Annotated in this window: 2 protein-coding genes; both read right to left on the reverse strand. The window is 62.3% G+C overall.

The features are described 5' to 3' along the window. Positions 1-14: 14 nt before the first annotated feature. Positions 15-896 carry an IS3 family transposase gene (locus tag ACFY1J_RS46070; protein WP_390713399.1) on the reverse strand — a complete coding sequence of 294 codons (882 nt, stop codon included), beginning with the start codon at positions 894-896 and terminating at the stop codon, positions 15-17. Next, positions 893-1,084: transposase (locus ACFY1J_RS46075; RefSeq protein ID WP_390713400.1), on the reverse strand; the 192-nt coding region annotated here is incomplete at its 5' end. The genes ACFY1J_RS46075 and ACFY1J_RS46070, both read right to left, overlap by 4 nt.

Genomic DNA, 1,084 nt, shown 5'->3' on the forward strand with positions numbered 1-1,084 from the left:
GTTGAGGGTTCTCCTTATGCCGCTGCCTGCAACTCCTCGTACTCGGCGTGGACTTCTGCGGGAGTCTTGTAGCCGAGTGCGGAGTGGAGGCGTTTTCGATTGTAGAACATCTCGATGTAGCGGACGATCGCCCGGTGGGCATGTGCGCGTGTTGGGAACGTAGTGCGGTGCACGAGTTCGTTCTTGAGAGCGCCGAAGAATGATTCAGCCATCGCATTGTCCCAACAGACACCTGTGCGGCCGACCGACGCTCGGAGGCCCAACGAGCGGAGCTTGCAGCGAAGTTCCCAAGACGTGTATTGACTGCCGCGATCGGAATGGAATATGCAGCCGTCGGCGAGGTCGATGTTCCGGGCCGCCATATCGAGTGCATCCGATATGAGGGAGGTCTTCATGTGGTCGGCCATCGCCCAGCCGACCACAGCTTTGGTGTGGCAGTCGATGACGGTCGCGAGATAAAGGAACCCGGCCCAGGTATGAACGTAGGTGATATCGCTGACCAGTTTGCGCCCTGGAGCGTCAGCGGTGAAGTCACGGGCCAGCAGGTCGGGCGTGGCCGGCGCCGCATCATCGGCGATCGTGGTCGCCCGCCAGGGCCGCGGCTGGCAGGGCATCAGGCCGAGCTCGCGCATCAGCGCGCGGACCAGTTCTGCTCCGGCCTGCACGTTCATCCGTTGGAGCGCGGCGTGGACACGTCGGTAGCCGTAAGTCTCCTGTGAGTCAGAGAAGACCTGGAGGATGACGGCCCTCAGTTCCGCACGGCGTTTCGCGGTGGCCGACAATGGCCTCGATCTCCAGTGGTAGAAGCCCGACGTAGATACTCCCGCCCAAATGCACATCTGCTGCACGGGAAAGTTACCGGCCTCGCCGTCGATGAACTCGTACTTCTCCGTCACCGGTATTCCTGGGCGAAGAAGGCCGCCGCTTTTCCCAGGAACTCGGTCTTCATACGGAGTTCCCGGTTCTCGCGTTCCAGTTCGCGCAGGCGGGCGCGTTCGCTGATGTTCAGGGGAGGCTCCTCCCCGGCGTGCTCTTGCCGGTACCGGCTGACCCAGGTGCCCAGCGTTCCCTCGTTCACTTGTAT

It is taken from the genome of Streptomyces sp. NPDC001406 (genome assembly GCF_042895285.1).
Classification (GTDB): domain Bacteria; phylum Actinomycetota; class Actinomycetes; order Streptomycetales; family Streptomycetaceae; genus Streptomyces.